At 43.5% G+C, this 18351-nt stretch carries 15 protein-coding genes; 8 read left to right on the plus strand and 7 right to left on the minus strand.

The features are described 5' to 3' along the window. Positions 1-2261, plus strand: a 2261-nt coding sequence (locus tag WAK81_RS00770) for a DNA gyrase C-terminal beta-propeller domain-containing protein (protein ID WP_422195281.1), incomplete at its 5' end; no start/stop codon positions are given. Between the two features lie 68 nt (positions 2262-2329). Then, the gene (locus tag WAK81_RS00775; RefSeq protein WP_422195282.1) at positions 2330-2755 is read left to right on the plus strand and encodes a DUF3887 domain-containing protein; all 426 of its coding nucleotides are present in this window, start codon (positions 2330-2332) and stop codon (positions 2753-2755) included. A gap of 27 nt (positions 2756-2782) precedes the next feature. On the opposite strand, the gene WAK81_RS00780 is transcribed toward WAK81_RS00775, so the two are convergent. Genes WAK81_RS00780 through WAK81_RS00795 form a run of 4 tightly spaced genes read right to left on the minus strand, consistent with a single transcriptional unit; the run spans position 2783 to position 7612 of the window. Further along, complete coding sequence (locus WAK81_RS00780; RefSeq protein WP_422195283.1) at positions 2783-3883, minus strand: ABC transporter permease; 1101 nt, start codon at positions 3881-3883, stop codon at positions 2783-2785. Beyond that, positions 3880-5010 carry an ABC transporter permease gene (locus WAK81_RS00785; RefSeq protein ID WP_422195284.1) on the minus strand — a complete coding sequence of 377 codons (1131 nt, stop codon included), beginning with the start codon at positions 5008-5010 and terminating at the stop codon, positions 3880-3882. Before WAK81_RS00785 ends, WAK81_RS00780 begins: the two co-directional genes overlap by 4 nt. After that, positions 5010-6140, minus strand: a complete 1131-nt coding sequence (locus WAK81_RS00790) for an HlyD family secretion protein (protein ID WP_422195285.1) — start codon at positions 6138-6140, stop codon at positions 5010-5012. Before WAK81_RS00790 ends, WAK81_RS00785 begins: the two co-directional genes overlap by 1 nt. Positions 6141-6151: 11 nt before the next feature. Beyond that, positions 6152-7612 carry a TolC family protein gene (locus WAK81_RS00795; RefSeq protein ID WP_422195286.1) on the minus strand — a complete coding sequence of 487 codons (1461 nt, stop codon included), beginning with the start codon at positions 7610-7612 and terminating at the stop codon, positions 6152-6154. Between the two features lie 360 nt (positions 7613-7972). Here WAK81_RS00795 and serC point away from each other — a divergent pair, with 360 nt between their 5' ends. Beyond that, positions 7973-9052 carry a 3-phosphoserine/phosphohydroxythreonine transaminase gene (serC, locus tag WAK81_RS00800; protein ID WP_422195287.1) on the plus strand — a complete coding sequence of 360 codons (1080 nt, stop codon included), beginning with the start codon at positions 7973-7975 and terminating at the stop codon, positions 9050-9052. Positions 9053-9634: 582 nt separating this feature from the next. Here the strand turns inward: serC and WAK81_RS00805 are convergent. Further along, positions 9635-10567: a hypothetical protein gene (locus tag WAK81_RS00805; RefSeq protein ID WP_422195288.1), complete on the minus strand. Its 933-nt coding sequence runs from the start codon at positions 10565-10567 to the stop codon at positions 9635-9637. A gap of 250 nt (positions 10568-10817) precedes the next feature. On the opposite strand from WAK81_RS00805, the gene WAK81_RS00810 reads away from it, so the two are divergent. Continuing rightward, entirely contained in the window at positions 10818-11303 is a 486-nt protein-coding gene (locus tag WAK81_RS00810) for a YaiI/YqxD family protein (RefSeq protein ID WP_171054293.1), read from the plus strand. Positions 11304-11324: 21 nt separating this feature from the next. After that, a complete protein-coding gene (locus WAK81_RS00815) occupies positions 11325-12239 on the plus strand; it encodes a DMT family transporter (RefSeq protein ID WP_422195289.1) in 915 nt (304 codons plus the stop codon). A gap of 20 nt (positions 12240-12259) precedes the next feature. On the opposite strand, the gene WAK81_RS00820 is transcribed toward WAK81_RS00815, so the two are convergent. Then, complete coding sequence (locus tag WAK81_RS00820; protein ID WP_138742869.1) at positions 12260-12823, minus strand: PilZ domain-containing protein; 564 nt, start codon at positions 12821-12823, stop codon at positions 12260-12262. A gap of 26 nt (positions 12824-12849) precedes the next feature. Between WAK81_RS00820 and WAK81_RS00825 the strand changes: the two genes are divergently transcribed. The 3 genes from WAK81_RS00825 (at position 12850) to WAK81_RS00835 (ending at position 17307) form a co-directional block, all read left to right on the plus strand. Further along, positions 12850-14085, plus strand: a complete 1236-nt coding sequence (locus WAK81_RS00825) for a lipoprotein-releasing ABC transporter permease subunit (protein WP_004645695.1) — start codon at positions 12850-12852, stop codon at positions 14083-14085. After that, positions 14078-14761, plus strand: coding sequence for a lipoprotein-releasing ABC transporter ATP-binding protein LolD (gene lolD / locus WAK81_RS00830; RefSeq protein ID WP_422195290.1), 684 nt, complete (start codon positions 14078-14080; stop codon positions 14759-14761). Before WAK81_RS00825 ends, lolD begins: the two co-directional genes overlap by 8 nt. Before the next feature lie 86 nt (positions 14762-14847). Further along, on the plus strand, positions 14848-17307 hold the full coding sequence (locus tag WAK81_RS00835; RefSeq protein WP_422195291.1) for a DNA internalization-related competence protein ComEC/Rec2: 2460 nt from the start codon (positions 14848-14850) through the stop codon (positions 17305-17307). On the opposite strand, the gene WAK81_RS00840 is transcribed toward WAK81_RS00835, so the two are convergent. Then, positions 17296-18270 (minus strand): lysophospholipid acyltransferase family protein, encoded by a 975-nt coding sequence (locus WAK81_RS00840; protein WP_422195292.1) that lies wholly within the window; start codon positions 18268-18270, stop codon positions 17296-17298. The two genes, WAK81_RS00835 and WAK81_RS00840, sit on opposite strands and share 12 nt — an antisense overlap. Between the last annotated feature and the right edge of the window lie 81 nt (positions 18271-18351).

An 18351-nucleotide genomic window follows, 5' to 3' on the forward strand; every position in this document is an offset into this window, starting at 1 on the left:
GTGGTAAATACCATTTCGAGGAAGATCCGAAGAATGGCCGTACCACGATTGTCTTCACTGAGATTCCATATCAGGTCAATAAAGCAAAAACCATTGAGCGTATTGCTGAACTGGTCAAAGAGAAAAAGCTCGAAGGTATTTCAGAGCTTCGTGACCAGTCTGACAAAGACGGTATGCGTATTGCGATTGACCTGAAGCGTGGTGAAAACGCTGAAGTGATCGTGAACAACTTGTTCCAGAACACGCAACTTGAAAACTCTTTCAGCATCAACATGGTCTGCCTGGACAATGGCCAGCCGAAGTTGATGAACCTGAAAGACATCATTGCAGCATTTATCCGTCACCGTCAGGAAGTGGTGACCCGTCGTACCATGTTTGAATTACGCAAAGCGCGTGAACGTGGTCATATCTTGGAAGGTTTAACCGTTGCTCTGGCGAATATTGATGCCATCATTGAAACCATCAAGAGTTCTGCAAATCCGGCTGAAGCGCGTGAGCGTTTGCAGACAGGTGAGTGGGCAGGTGGCGGTGTTTTGGCATTGCTAGAAAAAGCCGGTTCGGTTTCTGTGCGTCCGGATGAGATTGAAGGTGAAGACCCAAGTCGCCCGTTTGGTTTGGATGGCGAGATTTATCGTCTGTCACCAACTCAGGTCAATGCGATTATGGAACTTCGCTTGCATCGTTTAACTGGTCTTGAACAAGACAAGTTACATGCTGAATATAGTGAAATTCTGGTACAAATTGCTGAACTGACTGCAATTCTGAATGACTTTAATCTGTTGATGAATGTGATTCGTGAAGAATTAGCCTTGATTCTTCAGCAGTATGGCGATGCGCGTAAAACGTCGATTGTCGAGTCACGTATCGATTTCTCTCGTGAAGATCTGATTCCTGAAGAGCAAATGGTTCTGACTGTATCGAAGTCAGGTTATGCGAAAACTCAACCATTGTCTGACTACGCTGCACAGCGTCGTGGTGGCCGTGGTAAGTCTGCGACCAGCATGAAAGAAGATGATTACATTCAACATCTGATTGTGACGTCAAGTCATGCGACGGTACTTTGCTTTACCAACGTTGGTAAGGTCTATCGTCTGAAAGTGTATGAAGTGCCACAAGCATCACGTGGTGCCAAAGGTCGCCCAATGGTGAACTTGCTGCCACTAGATGAAAACGAGACCATTACTGCGATCTTGCCTGTCATTGACGCGCCGAAGAAATTCAAGGAACGTCTGGCTGACTTCAAGGCATTTGTAAAAGCCAATGCAGCGCAGTTACAAGCCAATGAAGTGATCAATGCTCATTTTGCCGAGCTTGAAGCAGCCCTGACTGAATCTGAAGATGGTGCGGATGATATTTCTGATGCATTGCGTATTCAATTGAAACAGTTGGGCTTGGAGCTTTCTGCAACAGATCTTGGTGATGACATCATCAATGACTTTGCTCAGCAGGCTGAAGCGGTACGTAAGAACTTCTATGTGTTTATGGCAACCGAATACGGTACGATTAAACGTGTAGAGCTTGAACAGTTCTCGAATGTTCGTTCAAACGGTTTACGTGCGATTGAGCTGAATGGCGATGATACCCTAATTGGTGTAGCGATTACCGATGGCGAACAGCAAATCATGTTGTTCTCGAACGAAGGTAAAGCCATTCGATTCGCAGAGACTGATGTGCGTTCAATGGGCCGTTCTGCCAAAGGTGTACGCGGTATGCGTGTGACCATTGGTGCAGCTGCACAGCTAGAAGAAAATGACGAAACTGAGATCGAGTCTGATGACGAAGATGGTTCAGATTCAGCATTGATTAGCCGAATCGTATCACTGGTTGTTGTACCTGAAACTGGCGAAGTACTGTGTGCATCTGAAAACGGTTATGGTAAACGTACTCCAGTAGACGACTTCCCGACCAAGAAACGTGGTGGTAAGGGTGTGATTGCGATCAAGACCTCTGAACGTAACGGTCAATTGGTGGGTGCTGTTGCCATCGATGCTTCTAAAGAACTGATGCTAATTTCTGATGGTGGTACGCTGGTTCGTACCCGTGCATCTGAAGTGGCACAAACTGGTCGTAACGCACAGGGTGTTCGTCTGATCCGCTTAGGTAATGAGGAATTGCTGGTCGGTGTGGTTTCAATTGAAGCCGTTGAAGAAGACGAGTTTGTTGAAGCGATTGAAGGTTCAGAATTTTTAGTCGCCGAAACAGATGCAGTTGCTGAAACTGAACAAGTTGAAAAAGACGGTGAAAATTCAGTAGAAGAATAAGTTTTTTACTGATAAAAAGGGCGCTTCGGCGTCCTTTTTTATAAATCTTGACTCCATAAGGGTAAGCGATGAAAACCAAATTAATGTTGTTAGCAGCAGCGGTTGCATTGAGTGGCTGTAATTCAATGGACAATATTCCGAATCCGAGTCCTGAACAGGAAAAGGCGGCACAGCTGGCTTATGAGGATTTGCGTGACGGGAAATATGAGGAATTTCTGGACCAGTTAGAACCGCAGTTGCAAACTCAGTTTAAGGACAATGAAAAGCTGATGAAACGCTTTTCACGTTCAATTCCTCAAGGCGAGTACAAGTCTAAAACTTTAATGACCAAGCAGATTGAAGAAGCAACCAATCAGCCTGGGCAATATAAGGTCAGCTATGAAATTGCCTATCCGGAGAATCTGGTTCAGTATGATGTCAGTTTTGACAAGCCGAATGGCAGCAGCAAGATTCGTAATTTCAATATTCAGGTCTTTGGTGAGTCGAATCAATAAGTGGAATAGGCGCATTACTATAATGCTCTATCTGCTTTGGTGATTGGGAATTAAACGTCGATAAGCCAAGAAAAAACACAAGCTGCCGATCATTCCAAGATAGAGCAGTTTAGGCAAGACCAGTGCGGTAGGCACACCCATTTGATTGAGTTGAATAAACATCTGCACAATTTGGGTGGAAGGTAGGATTTCGCCAACGACTTGCATCCAGATGGGCATTGCAGCATGCGGCCAGGCCGCACCAGATAAAAAGAACAGTGGAATGGAAGTGAATACAATTACATGACCCGCACGTTCTGGCAGATCCAGAAAACTGGCAAATAGGCAGGTCATGCCAATTATCGTGTAGATAAAAAGCGGAACAGCCAGCAGCATCCCGAGCAGGTTGCCACCGCGTGGATAATCAAATAGCCAAAAGCTAAAGCCGAATAAATAGAAACATCCCAGACAGCCAATGGTGAAGACGGTTAAGCACATCCCAATGAACGCATTTGCGTTTAATTCTACTTTTCTTTCCCGATATACCAAAATCAGCATACTCAAACCCAAAAGAATGGTTTGGTGGATAATTAAAGGTGCAACCGCAGGAAAGACATAACTGCCATAGCCGGACAGCGGATTAAATAAAGGAATTTGATGCACAGAAAGAGCAGGTGAAAAATCCGAGACCTCACCAAAGCGTTCAGTATAGTCTGCCAAAGTTTGCTCAACCGATGTGGCTAAGCCCAGACCAATTTGTTTGGTCGCTAAAAAGTTAGCTGTACTTAAATACAGTCCAATTCCACCTGTTTCACCATGCCTTAAGCTTTGCGATAAATTGTCCGGTAGTAACAAGATACCATCGGCTTTTTGAGATTCAACCCATTGTTTGGCTTCGGCAAAATTGCCGGTAATCGCCTGAATTTCGACATTGGGGCTTTGTGACACCTGACCAATAATGCGGGTGCTTAAGCTACTTTGTTCTTCATCGACAATAATAATCGGTAAGGCTTCAGCCTGCTGCGCCTGATAAGCGGTTGGATAAAAAAAGCTGTAAAACAAGACGGATAGAGTCAGCGTGGTAAAGATTGTGCCGTGACTGACAATATCTTTGAAGCTTTGCAGATAGTAAAACCAAAGGGATTTCATTGGACTGCTCCTTTGGCTATTTTTTTAAGAAAAAGATAAGCCAGCAGAGCATAAACCAAAGTATAGACCAGCAGCATCAATCCAGCTTGCAGTGAAATATGCAATAGACTACCAATCACCCATTGTTCGGTTTGTAATTTGGCATAGGGCGTAAATGGAATAATATTGGCCCAAAACTGGGTGAATAGGGGCGCATTATTTAAAGGTAAGGTCACACCGGCAAAACTCAAAGATGAACCACCATAGACCGCAATGAGGCCGAAAGATTTACTTAAATCTTTGGTCGCCAGAACCACTGCACTGCTTAAAAATGCATAGGCGCTATATAGTAGAAATTGTGCCAATAGAATCAGGCTGAGTGAGCCAGCAACAAACCAGCCGCGAATTTCAATTAGCCAGAACATCCAGGCCCAAGTCCATAGACTAAAAATAGCCACATAGACCAGATTTTTAGACAGTAGTGCCATCCAGATGGATGAGTTGCTGATCCAGCTTGTTAAGGTCTGCCGCTTCAGTTCCTGACCGACGGAAAATGCCACACAACAACACAGCAGTAAATGCAGAATTGCCGGAATGACATAGGGTTCCAGATAGAATTCATAATTCAGCTGCGGATTATACAGCGGCGATATTTTGATATGCGGTGACGGTGTTTCGAGAGAGGGTATTCGATTCCCCAGATATTGCTCTCCGCTAAATTCAGCGAGTGCTTGCAGGGTACTGACCAGCATGGCAGAGGAAATGGTATTTCCAATACTGAAATAACTCTGGTTAAAGGCAATACTGATGTCAGCATCTTGGGCACGAACCAGACGTTGCTCGGCACCGCTTGGAATATGGATATAACCCCAAATTTTATTTTGATTCAGCAGGCGCTCAATTTCAGCTGTTTGTTCTGACACCGTAGCAATTTTAAGAGTATGATTCAGCGCCACATGCTGATAAATGCTTTGACTCAGCGCACTTTGGTCTTGATCAATAATAGCAATCGGTAGATGACCGGGTTTACCTTGGGCAAACATGCTGCTGAATAAAATAATCACCAGTGCAGGTGCCAGCGTGACTAGGCACAGATCCCATTTTTCGCTGAGCAGATAGCGCAGTTCGCGCCATATACCCGTCCACATTATGGGGTCTCTTTCAGTTTAAATAACACGCTCATCCCGACTTTCAGTTCAGGGGTGGCTTGTGCGGGTACAAGATGCAGCTTAAAACTTCGCACATCATAGCCGCCGGTTTGGCGTGTAGTTTTAATGGTGGCAAATTCACCTTCAGCACTGATCTGCTTGATTTTAAAAGTGGCGGTTTTATCTAGGGCTGGAATATAACCTTCAATACTGCTCATTTTCTGAAATGGGGCATATTGGTCTTCACGAATATTCAGGCTCACCCACATTTGATCTTCAATCAGGCTGACCACAGGGACTGCGGTGGCTACTAGCTCCGAGACTTTGCCATAGGTTTTAGACACCGTTCCGTTTACAGGTGCAACTAATTGAGTTTCTGCCTCTAGAGCATTGGCTTCATCCAAAGCGGCCTGAGCAATATCTACCTGTGCATCGGCAGAACTCTTTTGCTGCGAGGTGCTGCCACGTTTGGCGCGTGCATATTGCTGATAAGCTGCTTCAGTCATTTGTGCCGCTGATTGACTGGCTGCATACAATTCATCACGGCGCTGGCGTGAAATCACACCTTCCTTAAATAAATTTGCACCACGCTCATAAGAAACTTTGGCTAAATTTTGCTGTGCTTTCAGTGATTGCCAGTTGGCATACAGACTGGCGATATTTTCTTCCTGCGAGCCACGTTCAGCAGTCGATTGTAAGGCCAGCGCAGATTGTAGAGCCGCTACGGCTTGCTGTTTTTTGGCCTGAATTTCCGGGCTGTTTAAGCGCACCAGCACATCGCCTTTTTTGACCTGCTGACCTTCCTCTACATAAATTTCTTCAATGCGGCTTGGCACTTTGGTCGCCACCTGAACCGTTTCAGCTTCTACACGACCCTGCAATTCAAGCGGAGCCGGTTGGTAGCTTTTCCATAATCCAAAAGCGATGACTGCCAGTAGAACAGGAATCAGGGTGAGCAATAAATATTTTTTCTTTTTAGTAATTTCAGGAGATTGTTCATGCTCGGTTGAAGTCGCTGCGTTATTTTCTATCCCAGTTTTTGTTTCTATCTGTTGCGCAGGAGATTTTTCTGTATCGCTGGATGAAGCCGCTTCATTCACAGGATCATTGGTTTTTTGATCTTCGTTCATGTTCGGCTCCATTAGCGAATATAGTGGGTGTTGGTATGTTGAATGTAGTTCGGAAATTCTGCAATCGAGCCATGACTTTGTAATAGTGTGGCCAGTGACATCACATATTTGTAGGCATTCAAGGCAGTTTCAGCTCGTAGTCCGCTCAGCATGTTTTGTGCATCGATGACCTGTGTGGCGGTGCCCATATCTTCTTTAAAAGACAATTCTTGTATGCGTAAATTTTCCTGTGCAGCTTTCAAGTTTTGTGCCAGAAGCGCATCACTTTGCTGTGCGCTGAGTGCTTCGCTATAAGATTTATAAATCAGATTTTCAATTTCCTGCTGGGTGCGTGCAGTGAGTAATTCTGTAGCAGAGCGTTTGAGTTCGGCAGCCTGAATATTTTTGTTTTTATCGATGCCAGAAAACAGGTTATAGCGTGCGGCAACCCCGACAATCCAGTTTTCATTTTGATCCAGACTGTATTCACCAAAAGCAAAAACATTCGGTTTTTTCGCTGCTTGCTGGGCTTTGACATTGGCTTGGGCCAATTGGGTATCCAGCTGCATTTTTTGAATCAGCGCAGAGTTTTGACTAAAGGTTTTCAGCAGATGATTTAGGGCCTGTGGCTCGGTTTTATTGACAAATAAAGGCGTCGAAAGTTCGGTGATGCTACTTTCTTGAAGCAGATTATTCAGCTGGAACAGGGCAGCATTCAAATTAGCTTGCGTGTTTTGCTGGCTGCGCTCGGCATTATTGCGTGCCACTTCAAACTGCATGCGCTGGCCTTTACTGATAAAACCTTGCTGTTCCATTTTTAAGGCATTGCGATAATGCTGCTGCATGGCATTCAGGTTAAACAGCGCAGCTGCATGCAGTTGCTTTTGGAGCTGTACATTGAAATAACTTTGAATCAGTTCAAAACGCTGCGTATCTTGCTGCTGTTTATTACTGAGCTGACTGCGACCTACCTGAATATTGGCGATTTCTTTAGCGCTACTTGTCAGTCCACCGGTATAAAGCGGCATCATGACTGAAATCGTCGGGCGAACCACCTGATCATCCAGCACGACATTCGAACTATCAGGAATTAAGCCAACTCCATTTTGAATAGGTTGTCTTAGACTATTTTTCAGTGGATCAGCAATAGCACCTAAGTTCAGTTCATCAATTTTATTATTTACACCATCCGTTAAGGATTGCTCTAAATTATTTTTTAATGCACCTAAAGGCAGATCGAGTTCATTATGAAAAGCATACGCACGAACATTCAGGTCGACACGCGGCAGACCTAGGCCTTTTATTGCTTCAGCTTCAAGTTTTGAAGCCTGTTCCAGACTTTGATAGGCTTGGCTGCTATAAGAATCTTGCAACAACTGACGTTCAGCGTCCTGAAAGCTGATGCTCTGCGCATGAGCAAAGCTGCCATACATCATTGATGCAAGCAGATTTAAACCCCAGACAAGCTGTCTTTTATTTTTCTTTAAGTTCATAAAGTCGCTAAACTGATTTCAAGCTGTTGATGTTATCCGGTTAGTATAAATCAAAGGTTCGCAGATAGAACTAGTGTAAAGTTGTAGTATTGTTTCTTTTGCATCTGTATTTCAAATACTTATCGGCTAATTTAAAGAGAATATCTAAAATTAAGAAACGGCTTAATCTTTAATATTTTCAATTGTTAGTACAAAGATGCTAAAAACAGCAGGCTAAAATACTGGTCAATTTATCTTGTGAATCTACATTGATTTTTTGACTCTATCTTCACTCATAGATTGAAATAATTTTGTGCAAGACCCTGTCAGATATGGTTAAATGCCATCATTTTATTGTGTTTCACTCTGAAAGGAAAAATCATGCGCGCGTACAACTTCTGTGCTGGTCCTGCTGCATTACCAACTGCCGTACTTGAAAAAGCTCAAGCTGAAATGCTTGACTGGCACGGCAAAGGTCTTTCGATCATGGAAATGAGCCACCGTAGTTCCGACTATGTTGCCATGGCTGAAAAAGCGGAAGCAGACCTGCGCAAACTCATGAATATTCCTGAGAACTACAAAGTATTGTTCTTGCAGGGTGGGGCATCACTACAGTTCTCGGCAATTCCATTGAACTTGCTCGGCAAAAACAACAAAGCAGACTATATCGATACCGGCATCTGGTCTGAAAAAGCTTTGAAAGAAGCGCAGCGTTATGGCGATATCAATGTTGTAAAAGCGGGTATCCAAATTGATGGTAAGTATGCCATTAGTGCACAAAGTGAATGGAATCTGTCTGCGGATGCAGCTTATGTGCATTATGCCGATAATGAAACCATTGGCGGTCTGCAATTTGCTTCAATTCCTGAAACAGACAAGCCATTAGTGTGCGATTATTCATCTAGCATTTTATCTGCACCATTAGATGTCTCTAAATTTGGTTTGATCTATGCAGGCGCACAAAAGAATATTGGGCCTGCAGGTTTAACGCTTGTGATCATTCGCGAAGATTTACTCGATCAAGCTAAACCTGAAATTCCAAGCATCTTGAAATATTCAGATCAAGCGAAAAATGGTTCAATGGTTAATACACCATCAACTTATGCATGGTACTTATCTGGCCTGGTGTTCGAGTGGTTACTGGAAAATGGCGGTGTAGATGCCATGCACAAAGTAAACCTTGAGAAAGCTAACCTGCTTTATGGTTATATTGATCAAAGCGATTTTTATGCGAATCCGATTGCAAAAGCAAACCGTTCGATCATGAACGTACCATTTACTTTGGCTAATGCAGATCTTGAGAAACAGTTCCTGAAAGAAGCCGAAGCGCAGCATTTATTGAATCTTGCTGGTCACCGTTCGGTTGGCGGTATGCGCGCAAGTATTTATAATGCCGTGCCTTTAGAAGGCGTGCAGGCATTGGTGAACTTTATGGAGGACTTTGCCAAACGCAATGGTTAATTCCTGAAACGAAAAAACCCAGCACAGGCTGGGTTTTTTTATGAATATAATAATTTTAGAAAATAAAAGTATGCAGGATGAATCCGCAGATCAGCATCCCCAACATGAAAAAAAGGCATGACATCATATCAATATTATAGCGGGAGCTAAGATGATGCTCGACCTGTTGTAATGTTTCTTCTTGCACGATTTTCATAGATATTTATTGTCCGATCTATTTATCGTTAATACTAATTTGTTGTGAGTATTTTTATCATAAAAAATTGATTAAATAAAGTACATTTTTAATTAAAGAGCATAAATTTTCATTTTATTTAAATACTAGATTTGCACGACAACACATTATTTATATGAGAAATCAAACGCTTATTTTTACAGGATTTTTAAGGTTATTTTAAATATTTAAAATGAATTTATTTGAATTTAAAAATGTGGATAACTCGGTTTTTAATGAATTTAAATAGATTATTAAGCCAGAAGATATGTATAAAAAATAATCAAAAATTAAAATGACAAATAAGAATATAGATGGATTAAAAGAAGATACCCATCAAAATGAATATCTTCTTTATATGTTTGAACTTAGGCAGCTTTTCTATAAATATTGGCCTGAATCCATAAGTTACCACGAATATACTGACCAATCTGGAAGTTTTTGTGCTGGTCATTCCGCGTTGCAATCCGGATCAAGGTCGCAGGCTGGCCTTCATCATGAATCAGGGTGACATCATACAGGGTGTATTCCCGACCCATAAACTGCATGGTGGTTTTACCGACAATATTGCCCTGGAACCAGGCTTCATCTTCCTGCCCCATAGTTTCGCCGTATAGATAAGCCACCATTTTAGAAAAATCTACAGTTACAGGTTCTTTATCTTCTTCGGACTGCGGCTGCCAGGCATCAATCTGTTCCTGCAAATTATCCGGGGCCACACCATTATTGGCAGCCAGAATATCATTCAAGGCACGGTGATGCTTGATCGAAGCTGGATCATCGACTACCAGATGTTCATGATCTGCAACCGCTTCAAGTTCATAGGCCCAGCCATTCAGATTCACCACATAGGACTGGTCTTTTTCATAATGCAGATGATTGACGCTATACAGGCTATCGAAAGCGTAAATAATATTGTTGGCACCCAGATTCAGGCGCAATACAGCTTGGGTATTGGATTTACAGCTAATAATCCGGTCAATCGTGGCTTTCACCTGATAAGGACTGTCAAAGCAGGGGAATGCCGTTTTTACCGATTGAGGTTTGTTGTTTTCAACGGCAATCACTTGACTCAACTGTACCACAGCTTTGCTCGGCCCTTGAATCAGCCAGGTCTCTGCATCCATATCACATTCTTGTGTACAAAGGCCCATCGGCATGACTGGCGCATCGAGGGCTTTGCCTAACCACTGTGGAACATCTGTGCCAGGATTGTCGGTGAGCAAGGTCCAGTGTTCGACATGACTACCGAAATTTTGATCATCAATGGTGATGATCTCTGGGCTATTCTGATTTTTCATATGCACAATTGATCTTGGATGACGTATTTATAGTTAATCGAGGGTCATTGCGATTTTTCAAGTCAATCGAATGAATTTTAAAATTAAAATGCCAGTTAAATGAAGTCAAATTTTTTTCTCGCGTGAATCACGCCAGTTTTACCGGGTACATACTTTTTTAAATACTGATGACAGATGCAATGAAAATGGAGCGATTTAATCATCAACCTGATCACTGCAATTTGCTAGAATAACCATGATTTATACCTTAATGGGAAGCCCTGTGTTGCCATTCAAACTTTGGGTCGATGCCGATGCATTGCCCCGTATGTTGCGAGATGTGATTATTCGTGCTTCGGATCGCTATCAGCTGGAAGTCACTTTTGTTGCCAATCAGCCAGTCGGGATCACACCTTCGGTCAGAATTAATTCAATTCAGGTGATGAGTGGGGCGGATGCAGCAGATAAAGAAATTATTCTGCGCATGAAAGAGCATGATATTGTCATGACCCAAGATATTCCTTTGGCTGCGGAAGTCATTGAAAAAGGCGGGATTGCGATTCATCCTCGTGGTGAAATTTATACTACAGCCAATGTCAAAGCGCGCTTACACCTGCGCGATTTTATGGACAGCCTACGCGGTGCAGGCGTGCAAACGGGCGGGCCACCCCCGATTTCAGAGCGGGATAAACGCGAATTTTCCAGCGCACTCGATCAGACTATCCAAAAACAAAAACGCAAAACTTCCGCACTTTAAGCCTTATCCAGAGTGACTCGCATGCCCACACAAACCAATATGATTGCCACCTATCTTTTATTGGTTTTTATCTGGGCGACGACACCGCTTGCCATCGTCTGGAGTGTGACGGATTTGCATCCGCTCTGGGCTTTGGCACAGCGCTTCTTTCTGGCTTTGCCTTTTGCATTTGCCTTATTGTGGCTGTTTAAAACTCGTTTTCCCTTAGATAAATTATCCATGCACAGTTACCTGGCTGGCGCATGCAGTTTTATCGGCTCACAGATTTTCACCTATCTGGCCACGGATTATCTTAGTTCAGGCATTATTGCCCTGATGTTTGGACTGGCACCGATTATTACCGGATTGATTGGCCGTTTTGTGTTTCAGCTTAAGTTGTATGCTTCGCAATGGGGTGGTATGGCGATTGCGCTGCTGGGTCTGGGCATTATTTGTGTGGGTGGCAAAGATCAGCATATTCAGCCGATTGGCATAGGCCTGATGTTGCTCAGTGTTTTTATTTACTGTGTTTCGATGTTCTGGGTGAAAAAAGTCAATGCACCTCTCGAACCTATGGCGCAAGCGGCCGGTTCTATTGCTGTTTCAGCAGTCATGGCCTGTGCCATGTTGCCGTTTATCTGGCAATTTGCACCGACCCAGATTCCGCAGGCTAAATCGCTGATTGGACTCAGTTATGCTGTAATTATGGCTTCCCTAATTGCGATGTTCTGTTATTTTAAACTGGTGCAGAAAATCAAGGCGACCACTTTGTCATTGACCACCGTATTGACGCCGATGCTGGCCTTATTTGTCGGGGTAATTCTGAATGATGAAAAATTATCGGGTGGGGCTGTCTTCGGTGTCGTCATCTTGCTGGCTGGTTTGTTGTTATATTTTTCCAGAGAAATTAAAGCGAGCTATAATGCTCGACTTTCATCATCTAGCAGTACTGACTAAAAAATGCCTAAATCGCTGGTTTAAGCAAAGTGAGCTTTAACACATTCACCCAGTTTGACACGGTCTTGTGGATGCATGGTAATAAAATATGCACCAGTCCGATATTTACCATTTTCTTCTTCGCGACTGTAGGCCACCTGAGCGGTTGCTGCAATATGGAAGAAATTTTCCGGATGACTCAAAGTCACGTGCAGATAGGTGCCTTCAGCGATAGGGCGCTCATTAAAGAAGCTAAAACCGGTTTCTGAAAAGTTCACCTGCTCTGGTACAGGTAACATGCTTTGTACAATTGCGTCATACAAAGAACCGGTAATAAGGTTTAACTTTTGATTAAATAAGGATAAGATTCGAGCAATTTGTTGATCTTTTTCAGATAATTGTTCTAATTCGTAGTTAACCGCATGATCAAATTGATCTAGTTCTGCAAGTAGTAGAAAATAGCGGGGCAAGACGAAGTTAGGATCGTAAGGATCATTCAAGGCAACATCATCGGAAATAATCTGATAATTAATTCGTAAGGCAGCATCGATTCGAGACATGACGCGTCTTTCCGTAAATCCGTTTGGATGCTGTACATTTTCCATAATTTATTACCTCGGACTAGATGGTTATGTTCAAACCAATCTCGCTGTATATAGGGTTGAAATATACTCGCGCACGGCGTAGTAACCACTTCATTTCTTTTATCGCGTTGGTCTCAATGATCGGCCTCACACTCGGTGTGGCAGTCCTCATTACAGTATTGTCTGTGATGAATGGTTTTGACCGAGAGTTAAAGAATCGTGTCTTAGGAATGATACCTCAAGCGACTGTTTCCTCAACACAAATTTTAACAAATTGGCCAGAACTTGCAAAGCAAATTGAAGGGCATGAACATGTCCAGGGAGTCGCACCTTTTACTCAATTACAAGGCATGCTGACCGCACAGGGTCAGGTCGCCGGCATCATGGTCAGCGGGATCGAACCCGAGTATGAGAAAAAAGTATCAATCATACAAAACCATATGGTTGAGGGCAGTATCGACAGCCTGAAAAAAGGTGAATTTGGTATTGTTTTGGGCAAGCAAATGACCGACGCCATGGGTGTAGGTTTAAACGACAATATTACTCTGGTTCTGCCAGAAGCCACCCCATCACCAGCCGGAGTCGTCCCGCGTTTTAAGCGTTTTAAAGTGGTGGGAATCTTCAGTATTGGTGCTGAAGTTGACTCGATGATGGGTTATATCGCTTTAAATGATGCGTCGACTTTATTGCGTCTACCGGATGGTGCGCAGGGTGTGCGTATGAAGCTGGATGATATTTTCCTGGCACCACAAGTGTCTCAGGAAATCGTGCGTGATTTGCCGGGGAATTTCTATGCTTCGGACTGGACCTATACCCATGGTAATCTGTTCAGCGCGATTCAGATGGAAAAAGCCATGGTCAGCTTGCTTTTATTCCTGATCGTTCTAGTGGCAGCATTTAATATTGTGTCTTCACTGGTCATGGTGGTGACTGATAAAAAATCGGATATTGCTATTTTACGGACTTTAGGTGCTTCACCTGCCACCATTACCAAAATCTTTATGGTGCAAGGTACCGTAATTGGAGTGATTGGAACCTGCGCAGGAGCTATCCTCGGGATTATTGCGGCAACCAGTATCAGTAGCTTTATTGGCTGGCTCAACAACACTTTAGGCCTGAATATGTTTGATGCCTATTTTATTAACTATTTACCGTCTTATCTGCGCTGGCAAGATGTTCTGGTGATTGTAGGCTTGTCACTGGCCTTAAGTTTTGTCGCGACAATTTATCCGGCTTTACGTGCAGCAAAAATTCAACCGGCAGAGGCATTGCGTTATGAGTAATCTGATTTTAGATGCCCAGAATATTCACAAATCCTTTACCGATGGTAAAGCCACTGTCGATGTGATTCGCGGCTTGTCGCTACAGGTAAAAGCAGGTGAGTTTATCTCGATTGTGGGTTCCAGTGGATCGGGGAAAAGTACCTTATTGCATGTTCTGGGTGGATTGGATCGTCCTACTTCGGGTCAGGTCATGGTGAATGGTCGCCGTTTTGATACCTTGTCTGAAGCAGAACGCGGTTATGTGCGGAATGAGCATTTGGGCTTTGTTTATCAGTTCCATCACCTGTTGCCAGAATTTACGGCATTGGAAAATGTAGCGATGCCGCTGATGTTACGCGATAACATGAAATTCAAGGAAGCCAAACAACAGGCCGAATATTTACTGGAACGTGTTGGTCTTTCGCATCGTCTGACTCACAAGCCGGGTGAATTATCTGGAGGTGAACGTCAACGTGTAGCTTTGGCACGTGCAGTGGTGGGTAAACCTAAACTGATGATGGCCGATGAACCGACCGGAAATCTGGATCGTAAGACTGCAGCAAAGATTTTTGAACTGCTGACCGAATTACAACGTGAGTTTAATATGGCGATGCTGATTGTGACCCATGATGAACAACTGGCCCATGCTGCAGACCGGATTTTACATATGCAGGATGGTCTCTGGATCGAACCATAAATAACGAGAATATTCGCATTTGATTGAAGCTCACTCCGGTGGGCTTTATTATTGGGCAAAATAATAACAAGACAGAATAAGATTCAATGTTGCAGTGGCTATGTATTGGCTGGATTTTAGGCCTTGCCTGTATGGGGAAAAATTTCCTGTCTGTTCAACTGAGCGGGACGGCAGTTTTGATCGTTGCACTGTTGTGGTATCTGTGTTGCCATAAATTAAAGTTCATTTTGAATACACCGCTGCGAAGCTTGTTGATCACTGGATCAGGCCTGCTTTTGGGACTGTTTTTAGGTCATGCTTATGCCAATCTGCAATTAACTGAACGTTTATCCAAGCGGGAGCACGAGGTATCTGAAAAAGAAATCGTGGTGTATATCAAAGAGCTGAATAAACTGGGCGATCAAAATATCCAGCAAGCTCTACATGTGCTTAATCCTGATGGCACTACAGTCAAATGGATGGGTTTTCTACCAGCTTTAGATCCTGTCACATCCAGTTTAGGAAATGATGCAACCAAGCAGACCCTTAAACTGGGACATTATTATCTATTGCAAGGCCAGATTCGTCCGCATCACAGTTATGCCACACCAGGTGTCTTTGATGCAGAAAAGTGGGCATTACAGCAAAATGTTATGGCCGGTTTCCGAATCAAGAGCATTCAGGAGTTACAACCGCAACAACTATATGCGTTAGGTCATGGCAATTATCTACGCCAGCAGCAAAATTTGAATCAGCGATTTTTGCTTTGGGTAGAACAACAGCGACTGGCCTTAAGAGAGTTTGTGGCCAGACAACCCGTACAGCAGAAAGGCTTATTACTGGCTCTATTAAGCGGTGATGAAAGTCTATTGGATCAAGCGACGGAGCAGCAATTCCAGCGTTTTGGCATGAGTCATTTACTGGCGATTTCCGGACCACATGTCCTGATCTTTGCCTTTATCGTTTGTGGCACCTTGCAATATCTGATTTCAAGGTACGCGCCGCAGATTTATCTGAAATGGCCAAGGCAGTATTTTTTGAGTCTGCCTTTCTTGCTGTGTGTATTACTGTATTGCGCCTTCGTCGGTTTTGAAATTCCAGCACTACGCACTTTACTGATTTGTGTGATTGTGACTTTCACACTGCTGCTCAGGCAAAGTGTACAGCCATTAAAACTGCTGATTTTAAGTGCTGCCTTATTGTTGCTCTTTGATCCTTTTAGCATTTTGTCGGCCGCATTCTGGCTGTCTTATGGGGCCTGTTTTGTCTTGCTGCGAATCTATCAGACCATTCAGCAACAACCGCATCAGACAGTACAAACAGCATTACAACGGCTGTATTTTGCAATGAAAGTCTTGGTGGAATCACAGTGGAAAATTTTTCTGGCCCTGTTTCCCTTAATGATGCTGTTTTTTAAGCAGGTGGCCTGGATTACGCCGCTAAGCAACCTGGTGGCTATCCCGTGGATTGGCCTGCTGATTGTTCCGGTGGATATTCTGGCGGCTTTACTGTTTTTCGTCTCTGAGCCATTGTCGAGTCTGTTGTTTCAGCTCAATGATATTTTTATTCATATGCTGCTGGCATTTCTGGATCTGCTTGATCAGCTGTTTGCTCCACAACTGATTCCTGTGGCCATGAATGTCTGGATGATTGCTCTATGTATTTTGGGCTTGTTAATTGTCTTTTTACCACGAGGCTTAGTACCTAAAAGCTGGACCGCACTTGCCTGTGTACCACTGTGCGTTCCTCAACTTAATCAGCATGCCTTTCAGCTGTCTGTCCTGGATGTTGGGCAGGGACAGGCCATCTTTATTCGTGATGGGCAACACACTATGATGATCGACATGGGTGGTTATTATAATGAAGAAAAATTCAGTATTGGTCGACAAGTGATTATGCCGTTTCTATCTGTGCAAGGTGTTGGAGAATTGGATCAACTGATTTTGACCCATCTGGATCAGGACCATAGCGGTGCATATCACAGCATTAAAGATCAATTAAGCATCAAGCAAGTGTCATCCAATCAGATGCCTGAAACAGCTGCTTCTTCAAGCTTTCAGTTTTGTTATGAAGGACAGCAATGGCAATGGTCTGAGACGATTAACTTTAAAATCCTGGCACCTTGGCAGCAGCAGTTAAACACGTCAAACTTCAATAAAAACGACCGGTCGTGCGTGGTATATCTGCAAGTCAAAAATGCCGGACCGTATCAAAACTTTTTACTGATGGGGGATGCGGGCTGGGAAACTGAGTATCAGCTGCTCCAAGATTATCCGGAACTTAAAGTCGATGTGCTGGTGCTTGGACACCATGGCAGTCAGCACAGTTCAGCCTATCAATTTTTAGAAGTTTTGCAGCCTAAACTGGCGATTGCCTCGGCTGGGAAATTTAACCGTTATGGCCACCCGAGCCAACTGACGCAGCAACGGTTGAAAGCACTCAATATTCCCTTATTGACCACGGCAGAACAGGGTAGTGTGCACTTCCAGCAACAAGGCTCAAAACTGGTGCTTTCTGCCGAACGACATGAATGGCAGTGGTTGTATCGTCAGCCTTTAAGTCACTGATTCCAGTATGGGCGAAACTTCATGTAGTTCTTGAGTTCTTAATGCATTTACTTTGCCCAAGGCTTGTTCATGTTCAAGTTTATAGAGATTTCCCAAGTCTTGATGTGCATTAAAGCGTTTATAACTCCAGTGATAATGTTCCGGATGGCGACGAATTAAATTTTCAATACTATTGATAATGACTTGTGTACCTTGATTAGCATTGCCACTATAAATTTTTTCATCAACTGCTTCGATAAAAATATCGAATCCATCTTCAGTATTACGTAGAGCATATAAAAACAGGGCACGCGCTTTGGTCTTTTGAATCAGCTTGGCACTTAAATTACTGGTGGCCAAAGGCACGCCGAAATATGGAATATATTCACCACCGATATTCGGGGTATGATCCGGCAGGATGACCGTAGTGCCGCCTTGTTTTAAGGCCTTAAAAATCTGACGGACGCCAGATTCATCGGTCGGCACCAGATGCGCTTGTTCACGACTACGGGCGGCCCGTACAAATTGATCTGCAGCCTGATTTTTCACAGGTTTGTACATAATGGTCATTGAGGTGAACTGGGCAATATAGGCATTCATGATTTCCCAGGTACCAAAATGCGGCACGATTAAAACCAGACCTTTATTTTGTGCAAGGGCATTATGAAGTAGATCTTCGCCAATGACGCGATGAACGCGTTTAAGATTTTTCTGATTGCTTGAGCCCCAAATAGTAAAGAACTCGAAATATGACATTAATTCATTGCGAACCGTAGCACGATTAATCTGTTCACGTTCCTGATTAGACAGTTCTGAAAGACTGATTTCAAGGTTGAGACGAATGACTTCCGAAGTTTTAGTGACTTTAAAACTGTTCACAATAAAGGCCAGAATACGGGCCATCCAGCGAGAAACCGGAAGCGGTTGGCGGCTAATGTATTTGAGTAATCCGTAAGCTGAATTCCGTGAGCCCTGTTTCGTCATTGATTTCGTCTAAGTACAAAAAAAGAGAACAAAATTTATTATAGGCGAAAACGTTTTGTTTAGACAGAATTACCCGATTCA

It is taken from the genome of Acinetobacter sp. (genome assembly GCF_049284435.1).
Classification (GTDB): Bacteria; Pseudomonadota; Gammaproteobacteria; order Pseudomonadales; family Moraxellaceae; genus Acinetobacter.